At 60.1% G+C, this 14,605-nt stretch carries 15 protein-coding genes; 10 read left to right on the top strand and 5 right to left on the bottom strand.

All coding sequences use genetic code 11. The features are described 5' to 3' along the window. Positions 1 to 79: 79 nt before the first annotated feature. The 6 genes from TU80_RS11485 (at position 80) to TU80_RS11460 (ending at position 6,733) form a co-directional block, all read left to right on the top strand. Positions 80 to 1,366, top strand: a complete 1,287-nt coding sequence (locus tag TU80_RS11485) for an ABC transporter substrate-binding protein (RefSeq protein ID WP_057004512.1) — start codon at positions 80 to 82, stop codon at positions 1,364 to 1,366. Positions 1,367 to 1,442: 76 nt separating this feature from the next. Beyond that, entirely contained in the window at positions 1,443 to 2,351 is a 909-nt protein-coding gene (locus TU80_RS11480) for a carbohydrate ABC transporter permease (RefSeq protein ID WP_003175732.1), read from the top strand. Continuing rightward, entirely contained in the window at positions 2,344 to 3,189 is an 846-nt protein-coding gene (locus TU80_RS11475; RefSeq protein ID WP_046382285.1) for a carbohydrate ABC transporter permease, read from the top strand. The genes TU80_RS11480 and TU80_RS11475 overlap by 8 nt, the downstream gene beginning before the upstream one ends. Positions 3,190 to 3,191: 2 nt before the next feature. After that, complete coding sequence (locus tag TU80_RS11470; RefSeq protein ID WP_017847185.1) at positions 3,192 to 4,352, top strand: ABC transporter ATP-binding protein; 1,161 nt, start codon at positions 3,192 to 3,194, stop codon at positions 4,350 to 4,352. A gap of 86 nt (positions 4,353 to 4,438) precedes the next feature. Further along, positions 4,439 to 5,785: a carbohydrate porin gene (locus TU80_RS11465; protein WP_017847186.1), complete on the top strand. Its 1,347-nt coding sequence runs from the start codon at positions 4,439 to 4,441 to the stop codon at positions 5,783 to 5,785. Between the two features lie 102 nt (positions 5,786 to 5,887). Beyond that, on the top strand, positions 5,888 to 6,733 hold the full coding sequence (locus TU80_RS11460) for a D-hexose-6-phosphate mutarotase (protein ID WP_057004511.1): 846 nt from the start codon (positions 5,888 to 5,890) through the stop codon (positions 6,731 to 6,733). Positions 6,734 to 6,865: 132 nt separating this feature from the next. Here TU80_RS11460 and TU80_RS11455 read toward each other — a convergent pair whose 3' ends face one another. Further along, entirely contained in the window at positions 6,866 to 7,726 is an 861-nt protein-coding gene (locus TU80_RS11455; protein WP_169850571.1) for a MurR/RpiR family transcriptional regulator, read from the bottom strand. A 219-nt stretch (positions 7,727 to 7,945) separates the two neighbouring features. Between TU80_RS11455 and zwf the strand changes: the two genes are divergently transcribed. The 3 genes from zwf to TU80_RS11440 are packed head-to-tail and all read left to right on the top strand — an operon-like array spanning position 7,946 to position 10,795. Further along, positions 7,946 to 9,412 (top strand): glucose-6-phosphate dehydrogenase, encoded by a 1,467-nt coding sequence (gene zwf, locus TU80_RS11450; RefSeq protein WP_017847189.1) that lies wholly within the window; start codon positions 7,946 to 7,948, stop codon positions 9,410 to 9,412. Then, positions 9,399 to 10,112, top strand: coding sequence for a 6-phosphogluconolactonase (pgl, locus tag TU80_RS11445; RefSeq protein ID WP_046382287.1), 714 nt, complete (start codon positions 9,399 to 9,401; stop codon positions 10,110 to 10,112). The genes zwf and pgl overlap by 14 nt, the downstream gene beginning before the upstream one ends. Positions 10,113 to 10,129: 17 nt before the next feature. Further along, positions 10,130 to 10,795: a bifunctional 4-hydroxy-2-oxoglutarate aldolase/2-dehydro-3-deoxy-phosphogluconate aldolase gene (locus TU80_RS11440; protein WP_057004510.1), complete on the top strand. Its 666-nt coding sequence runs from the start codon at positions 10,130 to 10,132 to the stop codon at positions 10,793 to 10,795. A gap of 145 nt (positions 10,796 to 10,940) precedes the next feature. Here TU80_RS11440 and TU80_RS11435 read toward each other — a convergent pair whose 3' ends face one another. Together TU80_RS11435 and TU80_RS11430 are read right to left on the bottom strand one after the other, a co-directional pair. Continuing rightward, positions 10,941 to 12,116, bottom strand: coding sequence for an aminotransferase class V-fold PLP-dependent enzyme (locus TU80_RS11435; RefSeq protein WP_046382288.1), 1,176 nt, complete (start codon positions 12,114 to 12,116; stop codon positions 10,941 to 10,943). Positions 12,117 to 12,127: 11 nt separating this feature from the next. Further along, positions 12,128 to 12,364, bottom strand: coding sequence for a DUF3820 family protein (locus TU80_RS11430; protein ID WP_003213031.1), 237 nt, complete (start codon positions 12,362 to 12,364; stop codon positions 12,128 to 12,130). A gap of 207 nt (positions 12,365 to 12,571) precedes the next feature. Here TU80_RS11430 and TU80_RS11425 point away from each other — a divergent pair, with 207 nt between their 5' ends. After that, entirely contained in the window at positions 12,572 to 13,039 is a 468-nt protein-coding gene (locus tag TU80_RS11425; RefSeq protein WP_017847193.1) for a ferritin-like domain-containing protein, read from the top strand. A 54-nt stretch (positions 13,040 to 13,093) separates the two neighbouring features. On the opposite strand, the gene TU80_RS11420 is transcribed toward TU80_RS11425, so the two are convergent. Both TU80_RS11420 and TU80_RS11415 read right to left on the bottom strand, forming a co-directional pair. Further along, complete coding sequence (locus TU80_RS11420) at positions 13,094 to 13,564, bottom strand: MaoC family dehydratase (protein ID WP_017847194.1); 471 nt, start codon at positions 13,562 to 13,564, stop codon at positions 13,094 to 13,096. A 57-nt stretch (positions 13,565 to 13,621) separates the two neighbouring features. Next, the gene (locus TU80_RS11415; protein WP_057004509.1) at positions 13,622 to 14,566 is read right to left on the bottom strand and encodes an alpha/beta hydrolase; all 945 of its coding nucleotides are present in this window, start codon (positions 14,564 to 14,566) and stop codon (positions 13,622 to 13,624) included. Between the last annotated feature and the right edge of the window lie 39 nt (positions 14,567 to 14,605).

Here is a 14,605-nt window from a genome sequence, read left to right as displayed (position 1 = left end):
CGCTTAAAAATTCCCTGTTTAAACTCCGTGCAGCGCAAGCTCCAGACTTGCATGCATAACAACAAGAAAAGGTACTCAGATGAACGCGATTAATCGCCTCGCCGTCGCTATTTCCATTGCCTCGTTGTTTCCCCTCAGTGCATTTGCCGCCGACTCGAAAGGGACGGTTGAAGTTGTGCATTGGTGGACCTCGGGCGGTGAAAAAGCGGCTGTAGATGTCCTGAAGGCCCAAGTTGAAAAAGACGGCTTCACCTGGAAAGACGGTGCTGTCGCAGGTGGCGGTGGCGCCACGGCCATGACCGTGCTGAAAAGCCGCGCGGTCGCCGGCAACCCACCCGGCGTAGCCCAGATCAAAGGCCCGGACATCCAGGAATGGGCATCCACCGGCTTGCTCGACACCGACGTCCTCAAAGACGTGGCCAAAGAAGAAAAATGGGACTCCCTGCTCGACAAGAAAGTCTCCGACACCGTGAAGTACGACGGTGACTACGTTGCCGTTCCGGTGAATATCCACCGCGTGAACTGGCTGTGGATCAACCCGGAAGTCTTCAAGAAAGCCGGTATCACCAAGAACCCGACCACCCTCGAAGAATTCTACGCCGCTGGCGACAAGCTCAAGGCCGCTGGCTTCATCGCGCTCGCCCATGGTGGCCAGCCTTGGCAGGACAGCACCGTGTTCGAAGCGGTCGTTCTGTCGGTGATGGGCGCCGATGGCTACAAGAAAGCCCTGGTTGACCTGGACAACGGCGCGCTGACTGGCCCGCAAATGGTCAAGGCGCTGACCGAGCTGAAGAAAGTCGCGACCTACATGGACGTCGACGGCAAAGGCCAGGACTGGAACCTCGAAGCCGGCAAAGTCATCAACGGCAAGGCCGGCATGCAGATCATGGGTGACTGGGCCAAGTCCGAGTGGACTGCCGCGAAGAAAGTCGCCGGCAAAGACTACGAGTGCGTAGCCTTCCCGGGCACCGAAAAAGCCTTTACCTACAACATCGACTCCCTGGCGGTGTTCAAGCAGAAAGACAAAGGCACTGCAGCCGGTCAGCAGGACATCGCCAGAGTCGTGCTGGGTGAAAACTTCCAGAAAGTGTTCAGCATCAACAAGGGTTCGATCCCTGTGCGCAACGACATGCTGAACAAAATGGAATCCTACGGTTTCGACTCCTGCGCTCAGACCGCGGCCAAAGACTTCCTGGCTGACGCCAAGAGCGGCGGCCTGCAGCCAAGCATGGCGCACAACATGGCCACCACGCTGGCCGTGCAAGGTGCGTTCTTTGACGTCGTGACCAACTACATCAACGACCCGAAAGCCGATCCGGCCGACACCGCCAAGAAACTCGGCGCTGCGATCAAGTCGGCCAAGTAACGGTTGACCGGATGGGGGAGCCCTGGCCCCATCCGGTACGTTCCTGTAGTCCTTTTCCTCTGTATTGGATTTTCCCATGAGTTCTGTTGCTGTGTTCAGCAAAGCCTCGCCGTTCGATGCCCTGCAGCGCTGGCTACCCAAACTGGTGCTGGCGCCAAGCATGTTCATCGTGTTGGTGGGCTTCTACGGTTACATCCTGTGGACGTTTGTGCTGTCGTTCACCACGTCGACGTTCCTGCCGAGCTACAAATGGGCGGGCCTTGCGCAGTACGAGCGGTTGTTCGACAACGATCGCTGGTGGGTCGCGAGCAAGAACCTGGCGCTGTTCGGCGGGATGTTCATCGGCATCACCTTGGTGATCGGTGTGACGCTGGCGATTTTCCTCGACCAGAAAATCCGTCGTGAAGGCTTTATCCGCACCATTTACCTGTACCCGATGGCGCTCTCGATGATCGTCACCGGTACGGCCTGGAAATGGCTGCTCAACCCGGGCATGGGCCTGGACAAACTTCTGCGGGACTGGGGCTGGGAAGGCTTCCGTCTCGACTGGCTGATCGACCCGGACCGCGTGGTCTACTGCCTGGTGATCGCTGCCGTGTGGCAAGCCTCCGGTTTCATCATGGCGATGTTCCTGGCCGGCCTGCGTGGCGTCGATCAATCGATCATCCGTGCCGCGCAGATCGACGGTGCAAGCCTGCCGCGCATCTACTGGAGCGTGGTGCTGCCGAGCCTGCGTCCGGTGTTCTTCAGTGCGGTGATGATCCTGGCGCACATCGCGATCAAGAGTTTCGACCTGGTGGCGGCGATGACCGCAGGCGGACCGGGCTACTCGTCCGACCTGCCGGCGATGTTCATGTACTCGTTCACCTTCAGTCGCGGCCAGATGGGCATGGGTTCGGCCAGTGCAATCCTGATGCTCGGTGCGATCCTCGCGATCATCGTGCCGTACCTGTACTCCGAGCTGAGGACCAAGCGTAATGACTAGTCTTGCCGCAAAACCTGCCATCAGCCTGAGCCGCATCGCGATCTACGCGGTGCTGATCTTAGCGGTGCTGCTGTACCTGGTGCCGCTGGTGGTGATGTTGCTCACCAGCTTCAAGACCCCGGAAGACATCAGCACCGGCAACCTGTTGAGCTGGCCGACCGTGGTCACCGGCATCGGCTGGGTCAAGGCCTGGGCCACGGTGGATGGCTACTTCTGGAACTCGATCAAGATCACTGTGCCGGCCGTGCTGATTTCCACCGCCATCGGTGCGTTGAACGGCTATGTGCTGTCGTTCTGGCGCTTCCGTGGTTCGCAGTTGTTCTTCGGCCTGTTGCTGTTCGGCTGCTTCCTGCCGTTCCAGACCGTGCTGCTGCCCGCGTCGTTCACCCTCGGCAAGATGGGCCTGGCCAGCACCACCACCGGCCTGGTGTTTATCCATGTGGTCTACGGCCTGGCGTTCACTACGCTGTTTTTCCGTAACTACTACGTGAGCATTCCGGATGCGTTGATCAAGGCGGCGCGCCTGGACGGTGCAGGTTTCTTCACCATCTTCCGTCTGATCATCCTGCCGATGTCGACCCCGATCATCATGGTCTGCCTGATCTGGCAGTTCACTCAGATCTGGAACGACTTCCTGTTCGGCGTGGTGTTCTCCAGCGGCGACTCGCAGCCCATCACGGTGGCGCTGAACAACCTGGTCAACACCAGCACCGGGGCCAAGGAATATAACGTGGATATGGCGGCGGCGATGATCGCCGGGCTGCCGACCCTGCTGGTCTATGTGATCGCAGGCAAGTATTTCGTGCGCGGCCTCACGGCCGGCGCGGTCAAGGGGTAATCATGGCTACGCTTGAACTTCGCAATGTAAACAAGACCTATGGCGCCGGCCTGCCCGACACCTTGAAGAACATCGAACTGTCGATCAAGGAAGGCGAGTTCCTGATCCTGGTCGGCCCGTCGGGGTGCGGCAAGTCCACGCTGATGAACTGCATCGCGGGCCTTGAGACCATCACCGGCGGCGCGATCATGATCGGCGACCAGGACGTCAGCGGCATGAGCCCCAAGGATCGCGACATCGCCATGGTGTTCCAGTCCTACGCGCTGTACCCGACCATGAGCGTGCGTGAAAACATCGAGTTCGGCCTGAAGATTCGCAAGATGCCCCAGGCCGATATCGACGCCGAAGTGGCGCGGGTGGCCAAGCTGCTGCAGATCGAACACCTGCTCAACCGCAAGCCGGGCCAACTCTCCGGCGGCCAGCAACAGCGCGTGGCCATGGGCCGGGCCCTGGCGCGTCGGCCGAAGATCTACCTGTTCGACGAACCGCTGTCCAACCTCGACGCCAAGCTGCGCGTCGAGATGCGTACCGAAATGAAGCTGATGCACCAGCGTCTGAAAACCACCACCGTCTACGTCACCCACGACCAGATCGAGGCGATGACCCTGGGCGACAAAGTGGCGGTGATGAAGGACGGCATCATCCAGCAGTTCGGCACGCCGAAAGAGATCTACAACGATCCGGCCAACCTGTTCGTGGCGAGCTTTATCGGTTCGCCGCCGATGAACTTCATTCCCCTGCGCCTGCAGCGCAAGGACGGCGGCCTGGTAGCGCTGCTCGACAGCGGCCAGGCGCGTTGCGAGCTGCCGCTGAGCATGAGCAACGCCGGCCTGGAAGACCGTGACGTGATCCTCGGCCTGCGCCCGGAGCAAATCGTGCTGGCGACGGGGGAGGGCAACGGTTCGTCGAGTATTCGTGCCGAAGTCCAGGTCACCGAGCCGACCGGCCCGGACACCCTGGTGTTCGTGCAGCTCAATGACACCAAGGTCTGCTGCCGCCTGGCGCCCGATGTGGCACCGCAGGTGGGCGAGACCCTGACCCTGCAATTCGATCCGGCCAAAGTGTTGCTGTTCGACGCCAAGACCGGCGAGCGCCTGGGCACCGCTGCGTCGCTGCCGGCACAGGATCGTGCCGACAACGTGGCCCAGTTCAAGGGGCGCTGAATTAGGTAAGTTGTTGTTTTTATTAAAAAAATGTAACCCGCGTTAGATAAAAACAGTTTAATAACAATAAAGACGAGGATGTAGGGATGAAAAAGCAACACAACAACACCCGGCTGATCTGCCAATTGTCAGCAGTGGCAGCCCTGGTCCTGTCCGCCAATGCGATGGCGGACGACGCGTTCAGCGCCGATTCCAAATGGATGACCGGCGATTGGGGCGGCGAGCGGACCAAGCTGATCGAGCAAGGTATCGATATCAAGGCTGACTACGTCGGCGAAGTCGGTGGCAACCTGAGCGGTGGCTACAACAACGACAAAACGGCGCGTTACGCTGACCAGTTCGGTCTGGGCGTGGCACTGGATCTGCAAAAGTTGTGGGGCTGGGATAACACCCAGGCCAAGATCCAGCTGACCAACCGTAACGGCCAGAACATCTCCAACGACCGTATCGGTGATCCGCGTGCCGGCACCTTGAGCTCGTCTCAAGAAGTGTACGGCCGTGGCCACATGGTGCGTCTGACCCAGTTCTGGATTCAGCACCAGATGTTCGACAACAAGCTGGACGTGAAGCTCGGTTACTTCGGTGAAGGCGAAGACTTCAACACCTTCCCGTGCGACTTCCAGAACCTGTCGTTCTGCGGCTCTCAGGTCGGTAACTACGTCAGCACCTGGTACAACTGGCCGGTCGCCCAGGCCGCGATCCGCGTGAAGTACCACATCACGCCTGAGCTGTATGCGCAGATCGGTGCGTACAACCAGAACCCGTCGCAGTTGGAGCACGGCAACGGCTTCAAACTCAGCGGCAGTGGCACCAAGGGCACCGTGATCCCGGTGGAATTGGTCTGGTCGCCGAAGGTCAATAACCTGCCGGGCGAATACCGTGTGGGTTACTACAAGAGCGCCGCCGATGCCAGCGACGTCCGTGAAGACGTCAACGGCAACGATGCTGCCACCACCGGCGCGGCCTACCGTACCCACAGCAGCAAAAAAGGCTATTGGTTCGTTGCGCAACAGCAACTCACTACCCATAACGGCGACGCGTCCCGTGGTCTGAACATCGCGGCCAACGCCACGTTCCACGACAAGGACACCAACACCGTCGATAACTACCAGTCGATCATGTTGGTGTACAAAGGGCCTTTCGATGCGCGTCCAAAAGACGATGTGGGGATTGGTGCCGCTCGTCTGCACGTTAACGACGACGTGAAGAAAAACGCCGAACTGCTCAACGTCGCCAATGGCGTGAGCGACTACGACAACCCACTGTACGCGCCGCTGCGCAGCACCGAGTACAACTACGAAATCAACTACGGTTTCCACGTCACCAACTGGCTGACCGTGCGTCCCAACCTGCAATACGTCGTCCACCCGGGCGGCGTGGATAAAGTCGACAATGCGCTGGTGGCCGGTCTGAAAATTCAGTCGGTGTTCTAACGCTGTTGCGATAAGCTCCTTCTCTCTGTGCGCATTTGCGGGTAGCCATGGCTATCCGCTTTTTTTTGGATTGCACTGTGAAGATATTCAGGACCGTGGCACATGCATGAGCATCCGCTGCAACGCTTTTTCAAATCCCTGCGCGAGCGTCCGGTGTTCGCCTGGGAGCGCTTCCAGACGCGCGATGTGTTGGTGATCGACCATCCGTTGTGCCAGGCGGTATTCAGCCGCCAGGGCGCGCAATTGCTGCATTTTCAGCCCCGTGGGCAGAAACCCTGGTTGTGGTGCGCAGCCAAGTGGCCACAAGTCGGTGCCATTCGCGGCGGCGTGCCGGTGTGCTGGCCGTGGTATGGCCGGCATCCCAGCGAAAATGCGTGGCCGTCCCATGGCTGGGCGCGGCTGATCGATTGGAAACTGCTCGACAGCAACACCGACGACGACGGCGTGCGCCTGCACTGGCAGTTGCAGTTGTGCGACTGGCAGGTGGACTTGCACGCGCACCTGGGCGAAACCCTGGAGTTGCGCTTGTGTACCGAGCATCAGGATGAGCTGCCGTGCCAACTGAGCCATGCGTTGCACGCTTACTGGCGGATTGGCAATGTCGGTGAGATAGCGCTGTCTGGGCTCGACGGGGCGCTAGGTTATGACCAGCTCAATCGCCAGGCTTGCCAGCAGGAAGGCGAGTTGCGCGTGGAAGGCGGGTGTCAGCGCGTGTTCCAGCATGAGGGCGAGCTACACCTCAAGGACCACGCCTGGCAGCGCGAATTGTGCATCGACACCGGCGACAGCGCCGACACCGTGGTGTGGCACCCAGGCAGCCGGCCGTTGCTGGGGGTGAGCTTCAACGAGGCGTCGGGGTTTGTATGCGTCGAGTCGGCGATGGCCGGGGCCAGCCTGGCGCCGGGGGAGCGGGCGCATCTGAGTTTGCAGGCCAGGGCTGGGGTTTAGCGCTGTTGCTGATACCGTCTTCGCGAGCAAGCCCGTTCCCACATTTGAAGCGTATTCCAAAGTAGGACTCGTCAAAATGTGGGAGCGGGCTGGCTCGCGAAGAGGTCGGGACTGCTGGAGGCATTGTCTGCTTCAGTTGAACTCATCGCCAACCGGATACCGGCTGTCATTCAAGCTCTCTTTGATCTTGCGCAGGTGCGGCTGGAAGTCCACGCCACGGCGCAAGGTCATGCCGGTTGCCAGTACATCCAGCACCGTCAGTTGGATGATCCGCGAGGTCATCGGCATATAGATGTCGGTGTCTTCCGGCAGCGGAATGTTCAGGCTCACGGTGCTGACCTTGGCCAGCGGCGAGTTCTCGGCGGTCACACCCAGCACCGATGCGCCGTTTTCCCGGGCAATACGCGCCACTTCCACCAGCTCGCGGGTACGCCCGGTGTAGGAGATGATCACGAACAGCTCGCCGGTGTGCGCCACCGAAGCAATCATGCGCTGCATCAGCACGTCGGCATGGGCGGTCACCGACAGGTTGAAGCGGAAAAACTTGTGCAACGCATCCATGGCCACCGGGGCCGACGCGCCGAGGCCGAAGAAGTGGATCTGGCGCGCCTGGATCAACAGGTCCACGGCCTTGCTGATCAGGTTCGGGTCGAGGGCCTGGCAGGCGCTGTCCAGAGAGGCAATGGCGCTGCCGAAGATCTTTTGGGTGTAGGCCTCGGGGTCATCATCGGCCTCCACCGCACGGCTGACATACGCCGCGCCGCTGGCCAGGCTTTGCGCCAGTTGCAATTTGAGTTCAGGGTAACCGCTGACGCCGAACGAACGGCAGAAACGGTTGACCGTCGGTTCACTGACCGAGGCGGCTTGGGCGAGGGCTGCGATCGAGAAGCGGGTCGCCTGCTGTGGGTTGAGCAGGATGACCTCGGCGACTTTTTTCTCGGCCTTGTTCAATTCTTCGAGGCGGTTCCGGATCTGTTCCAGAAGATTTCGCACGCGGTCCATACAGTGTTTCCTTGGGGCGACGATGCAAATAAAGGGTGGTCACCAATCGACGAGTGGCCCTTTGCGGTGGCCTATCCTACTTAGGGTAGCTGAACACCACCACTCGGAATGCGTATTTCGGGAAAATGTTGTGGTTATTACTACATTTTTCCTTGAGTGATGCCTTGAAAAAAGGTATTTGTAGCTTAACTTGATAAAAGAACAAACATCATGCCTTCGATAACGGTAGAACCCTGCACCTTTGCCCTGTTTGGCGCGTTGGGTGATCTGGCGCTGCGCAAGTTATTTCCTGCCCTCTATCAACTCGATGGTGCCGGGCTCTTGCACGACGACACGCGCATCCTGGCCCTGGCCCGCGAAGCCGGTTCCGAGCAACAGCACCTGGCGCATATTGAAACAGAACTGCGCAAATACGTCGGCAAGGAACTGGACGAAGCCATCGCCCAGCGTTTCCTGGCGCGCCTGACGTATGTTCACGTCGATTTCATGAACGCCGACGACTACGTGGTCCTGGCTGAAAAAGCCGGCACCGGGCAGCGCCTGATCGCCTACTTCGCCACGCCTGCGGCGGTGTACGGGGCGATCTGCGAAAACCTGTCCAAGGTCGGCCTGGCGGACAATACCCGCGTGGTGCTGGAAAAACCCATCGGCTCGGACCTGGAATCTTCGCGCAAGGTCAACGACGCTGTCGCACAGTTTTTCCCGGAAAACCGCACGTACCGCATCGACCATTACCTGGGCAAAGAAACCGTTCAGAACCTGATCGCCCTGCGTTTCGCCAACAGCCTGTTCGAGACCCAGTGGAACCAGAACTACATTTCCCACGTGGAAATCACCGTGGCCGAGCAGGTCGGCATCGAAGGCCGCTGGGGTTACTTCGACAAGGCCGGGCAGCTGCGGGACATGATCCAGAATCACCTGCTGCAGCTGCTGTGCCTGATTGCCATGGACCCGCCGGCCGACCTGTCCGCCGACAGCATCCGTGACGAGAAGGTCAAGGTGCTCAAGGCCCTGGCGCCGATCAGCCCGGACGGCCTGACCACCCAGGTGGTACGCGGCCAGTACATCGCCGGCTACAGCGCCGGCAAGCCGGTGCCGGGTTACCTGGAAGAAGAGAATTCCAACACCCAGAGCGATACCGAAACCTTCGTTGCCCTGCGCGCAGATATCCGCAACTGGCGCTGGGCCGGGGTGCCGTTCTACCTGCGCACCGGCAAGCGCATGCCGCAAAAGCTGTCGCAGATCGTCATCCACTTCAAGGAACCGTCCCACTACATCTTCGCCCCCGAGCAGCGCTTGCAGATCAGCAACAAACTGATCATCCGCCTGCAACCGGACGAGGGTATTTCCTTGCGCGTGATGACCAAGGAGCAGGGCCTGGACAAGGGCATGCAACTGCGCAGCGGTCCGCTGCAACTGAATTTTTCCGACACCTATCGCAGCGCGCGGATTCCCGATGCCTACGAGCGGTTGTTGCTGGAAGTAATGCGCGGCAATCAGAATCTGTTTGTTCGCAAAGATGAAATCGAAGCCGCGTGGAAGTGGTGTGACCAGTTGATCGCCGGGTGGAAAAAATCCGGTGATGCGCCCAAGCCGTATGCGGCGGGTTCCTGGGGGCCGATGAGCTCGATTGCACTGATCACGCGGGATGGGAGGTCGTGGTATGGCGATATCTGAATTGAAACTGCCTCAGGGCGTCACTGCCCATGAGTACCGTTCGCCGGCGTTGCTGGCCGATGGCCTGGCCAACGACGTGGCCGAACAACTGCGCGCCGCCATCAGTGCCCGTGGCGAAGCGACCCTGGTGGTGTCCGGCGGCCGCAGCCCCGTGGCGTTTTTCCAGAACCTGGCCAAGCAGGGTCTGGACTGGTCCAAGGTCACCGTCAGCCTGGCCGATGAGCGCTGGGTGCCGGTGGAGCACGTCGACAGCAATGCCGGCCTGTTGAAGAAGTACCTGTTGCAAGGCCCGGCAGCCAAGGCCAAGTTCCTCAGCCTGTACAGCGCCGCCGCCAATCTTGAAGACGCCGCCGAGCAGGCCGATCGCCTGCTGGCCGAACTGCCAGCCATTGATGTGCTGGTACTGGGCATGGGCGACGACGGCCACACCGCGTCGTTGTTCCCCAACAGTCCGAACCTGAGCGAAGCCCTGCAGGCCGACGGTACCCGCCGTTGCTGGCCGATGCTCGCGCCGACCGTACCACGCCAGCGCCTGACCATGAGTCGCGCGCTGCTGGCTACGGCGAACTACACCGTACTGTCGATTTCCGGCAGTTCGAAATTGACCACGTTGAGCGCCGCGCTGGCCAGCAACGACGTTGCTGCCATGCCGATTCGCGCATTTTTGCAACCTACATTAGAGATTTACTGGTGCCCATGAGCCAAGGATCAGCCGCTATGAAAAGCTCTCAATCGACCGTGTCCATGGCGGATAAAGTTGCCCTGATCGACAGCCTCTGCGCCAAGGCGCGGATCCTGCCGGTGATCACCATCGCCCGTGAACAAGACATCCTGCCACTGGCCGACGCCCTGGCAGCCGGTGGTTTGACCGCATTGGAAGTGACCCTGCGTTCCGAGTTCGGCCTCAAGGCCATTCAGGTCCTGCGCGAGCAACGCCCGGAGTTGTGTACCGGCGCCGGTACCGTGCTCGATCGGCATATGCTCGAAGCCGCGGAGGTTGCCGGCTCGCAATTTATCGTCACCCCCGGCATTACCCGCGACCTGCTTGAAGCTTCGGTCCACAGCCCGATCCCATTGCTGCCGGGCATCAGCAATGCCTCCGGAATCATGGAAGGCTATAGCCTGGGTTATCGCCGCTTCAAACTGTTCCCGGCCGAAGTCAGCGGCGGCGTCGCAGCCATCAAAGCCCTGGGCGGCCCGTTTGGCGAAGTGAAATTCTGCCCGACCGGCGGCGTCGGCCCGGCCAATATCAAGAGCTACATGGCGTTGAAAAACGTGATGTGCGTGGGCGGTAGCTGGATGCTCGACCCGGAATGGGTCAAGAACGGCGACTGGGCGCGTATCCAGGAAGTCACCGCCGAGGCACTGGCGCTGCTCGACTGAGCTGATTCATCGAATCGTTGTTGCTGTGCTTAACGGCATTTTTGCGGTGCGCTTGGTCGGCGGACCGCTTTTTTTTTGCCTGCGCAAAACCTTGAGACCCACACATCTTCAAATGTGGAAGGGAGCAAGCCCCCTCCCACATTTTTCAGTCCGCGCTGAGTGCGGTGATGGCGTTGATCAGTGCATGGATGTCTGCGGTTGATGTCGCCAACCCCGGCGTCACCCGGATACAGGTGCCGAACGCCGCTCCACTGCGGGTAGTGGTAAACAGGTTGTAGTCCCTGAGTAGGCGGTCCGCCATCACCGGCTGATCCCGCCCGATGAACTTGAACGCCGTGATCCCGCAATACAGTCGCGGGTCATCCGAGGTCAGCACTTCAATCCCCGGTAATGGCCGCACCTGGCGTACCCACAGATCCCGCAGGTAATTCATCCGTGCGCCTTTGGCCGCGGCGCCCCCCAATGCGCGGTGTTCTTCGAACACCAACGGCAAGGTCATCAGCGCCGGGAAGTTCGGCGTGCTGTAGGGCGTGCGGGCGCGCACGTCGGTGATGGGGTAATGGAACTCACCCATGTCCGGGTCGATGTCGGCCAGGCGCTCGGTGGCTATATACAGAAAACCCAGGGTCAGCGGTGCGCCAATCCATTTGTGCAGGTTGAAACCGGCGAACGCGATACCCAGTTCAGCGAGGTTGAACTCGATCTGGCCAAGGGCATGGGCGCCGTCGAGGATCACGTCGACAGCGTGTTCGCGAGCCGCTCTGGCAATGGCTTCGACCGGCATGACCAGGCCGGTGCGATGGGTCACGTAGGTCAACGCCATCAGTTTCAGGCGAGGGTATTGGACGAAGGCATCGCGATAGCTCTGCAGCAAGCTATCGAAACTGGACGGGTGGGCGTGGGAAATTTCGATCACTTCCACCCCTCGGTAGCCGGCCAACCAGCGCATGGCGGCCTTGACCGTGTCGTATTCCAAGTCGCTGATCAGCACTTGGTCGCCCGGTTGCAGGCGGTTGTAGTTGCGGATCAGCGACTGCAAGGCTTCGGTGGCGTTGCGGGTGAAGGCGACCGATTCGGGGTCGGCGTCGATCAGTTCGGCCAGTTGGCGGCGGATCTCGACGTTTTCGCCCTGCTCGAAACGCTGGCGCACATGCACCGCGTTACTGCGGTTGATAAACGCGACGTGCTCGAGGTACTGCGCTTGCACCACGCGGCTCATGCGCCCGAAGTAGCCGTTTTCCAGGTTGATCGGGCCTGGCTCCAGTGCATAGCGGTCGGCGATGGCCCGCCAGTGCGCTTCGTTGGCTGCATTGCATGGCATGGTGCGGGTTCCTAGTGACGAGGCGCGGGTTTGCCGTGTTTGGCGCGCAGTGGCTCCAGCAGTTCGGACAGGCCGTTGTGGTCGATTTCCTGCATCAAGGCCAGCAACCCGCCCAGCTCGCCGTGGGGGAAACCTTCGCGGGCGAACCAGTTCAGGTAGGGGCCGGGCAGGTCGGCGATGATCCGTCCCTTGTACTTGCCGAAGGGCATTTCGCGGGTGATCAGCAGTTCGAGTTTTTCGGGGTTCATGACGGCTCAGGCGTTTGCATCGAGGTCTTGGAAAATACAGGCATTCTGCATGAAGGCCAAATGACAGATCATGCAAATAACGCATGTACAGATCGTTCAATTATTTTTAACTTATTGAAATCTAAAGAAAAAGTTGTTTTTTAAAACCTGGCACGGGCGCTGCAATCATTAATGCAACCTTTCTCAACCCACATAAGGAATTGAAAAATGACTGATATCAATAAAGAGTCCATCTCCGTATTGAACGACCTGATCGAAACCAGCATCGACGGTCAAAAAGGTTTTAAAGAGTGCGCTGACGACATCAAGCATCCCGAACTCAAGGCGCTGTTTGCCAAGCGCTCCGCAGACTGCGCCACTGCCGCCGCCGAGCTGAAAACCGCCGTGCGTGCCCTGGGTGGCGACCCGGAACAGTCCGGTAGCGTGGCCGGCGCCCTGCACCGTGGCTGGGTCGATGTGAAGTCGATGGTCACCGGCAAAGACGAAGAGGCTGTGTTGAACGAAGCCGAGCGCGGTGAAGACCACGCCCTCAAGGCTTACAAAGCAGCGATCGAGAAGATCACCCAGCACAACCTGGTGGGCATTCGTGACTTGGTTGAGCGCCAGTACCACGGCGTACAACGCAACCACGATCAGGTGAAAGCCTTGCGTAACCAGGCTCGCGCTCAGTCGTGAGCCGTCGCTGAATAAAAAATCCCCGCCGATGCGGGGATTTTTTATGGGGACTGATCAGCCGATGGTGATGGCTGGCAGTTCGGTCAATGTCACGACCTGTTGCTTGCGTGGCGCGAGGATTTCCGCTTCGCCATCCACCACCAGCTCATCGCGCTGGTTGAATACGCGGGTGGCGATACGCACGCGGAACTTCGGCAGTTTTTCGAGGATTTCCAGACGCACGGTCAGGGTATCGCCGATTTTCACCGGTTTCTGGAAGCTCATCTGTTGGCCGATATAGATCGTGCCCGGCCCAGGCAGCTCACAGGCAACCGCCGCGCTGATCAGGGCGCCGCTGAACATGCCGTGGGCGATTCGCTCCTTGAACATGGTCGCCTTGGCAAATTCCGCATCCAGGTGTACCGGGTTGTGGTCGCCGGACATCGCGGCGAACAGTTGGATGTCACGCTCTTCGACGGTCTTGCTGTAGCTGGCGGTCTGGCCGACTTCGAGGGCTTCGTATGGGGTGTTGGTTACCTGGGTCATCTAAAGGTGCATCCTGTGGCTAATCGATAATTTAATTGGCTGATTTTAAACGAAAAATTATTCGCAGCGAGTCGGCCTGCGCGAGGTCAGGGCCTGGTCGAGCCACGTCAGCACATCCGCGGTGACTTCGTCGCGGTTGGTTTCGTTGAACAGTTCGTGACGCGCCTGCGGGTAGATATTCAGTTGCAGGTTCTGGCAGCCGGCCTCACGCAGGGCATGGGCCAGTCTTTTCAGACGCTTGCCTTCACTCACCGGATCACATTCGCCGCCGATCACCAGGATCGGCAAGCCCGGATCGATCTGCGCGAGATTGGACGCTTTGCTGATTTGCTGCAAGCCGCCCAGCAGGTCGATCCACAGTTGGTTGGTGCAGCGGAACCCGCAAAGCGGGTCGTGGCGGTAGCGGTCGACTTCGTCCGGGTCACGGCTGAGCCAGTCGAAAGCCGTGCGGTTGGGCTTGAACGCTTTGTTGAACGAGCCGAACGACAGGAACTCGATCAGCGCACTGCGGCCGCGCAAGCCCTGGCGCAGGCGTTCGGCACGGGCGATCAGCCGCGCGGCGCGGTACAGCGCCACCGGCTGGAAATTCGAACCGCTGAGAATCGCCCCATGCAGGCTGGCGCTGTGGTGCAGCAGGTAAGCCTGGGCGATATAGCTGCCCATGCTGTGGCCCAGCAAAATGATCGGCACTCCCGGCAACTGCTGGCCGATGTGCTGGTTGAGGCTGGCCAGGTCGCCCACCACCTTGTTCCAGCCGTCCCGCTCGGCGAACAGGCCCAGCGTGCCCTCGTCGGCGGTGCGACCATGGCCGCGCTGGTCCAGGGCAACCACCCCGTAGCCCGCCCCACATAACGCTTGGGCCAGGCGCGCATAGCGACCGCCATGCTCGGCCATGCCGTGGGACACCATGATCAACGCCTTCGGCGGCGCGTCCGGCAGCCATTGATTGACGTACAGGCGGCTGTGGTCATTCGCGGTCAGCCAGAAGGTGGTGTGGTTCATGGCGCTTCCTTTGCTCGGGGTCATTGCAGTGTATAGCCC

Origin of the sequence: Pseudomonas veronii (assembly GCF_001439695.1) — a bacterium.
GTDB classification, from domain to species: domain Bacteria; phylum Pseudomonadota; class Gammaproteobacteria; order Pseudomonadales; family Pseudomonadaceae; genus Aquipseudomonas; species Aquipseudomonas veronii.
This window is presented reverse-complemented; position numbering and strand designations above follow the sequence as displayed.